This window comes from Treponema sp. R6D11 (assembly GCF_054786075.1).
In genome coordinates this window covers 1-437 of record NZ_BDHD01000949.1, presented here as the reverse complement: position 1 = coordinate 437, position 437 = coordinate 1, and the positions used below count along the sequence as shown (strand labels likewise).

Below are 437 nucleotides of genomic sequence, written 5' to 3'. Positions count from 1 at the left end.
GTCCCATGCTGGAAGAAACCTACGGTTCCAAGTCGCTTCTTTTCATGATAATTACAACCGCCCTTGTAACAGGAGTTTTAAACGTACTGTTATTCAATAGCGCGTTAATGGGCGCTTCCGGCGTCGTGTTTATGATGATTCTTCTGTCTTCTTTTACAAATTTTTCTCACGGTGAAATCCCACTAACTTTTATTCTAGTGTTAATTCTATATATGTTTATACAGCTTTTCAGCGCGGCAGGCTCTGAAAACATCTCACACTTCGCGCATATTGTAGGCGGCTTATGCGGAAGTATTTTCGGATTTTTCCGCCCACAAAGGAAGGGTAATTATGTATAAAGAGTTTCTTCAATTCGACACGGTACGCGACAACGCGCTAAAGCTCGCGCACCAAATCTACAGCGACGGGTTTGTTCCCGACGGGATCTACGGTTCCTT

General features: G+C 43.7%; 1 protein-coding gene. It reads left to right on the top strand.

Features of this window, described 5'->3' with window-relative positions:
* A partial coding sequence (locus tag ACYVTD_RS16940) for a rhomboid family intramembrane serine protease (RefSeq protein WP_461248816.1) occupies nt 1-338 on the top strand: 338 nt, incomplete at its 5' end.
* Nucleotides 339-437: the final 99 nt, after the last annotated feature.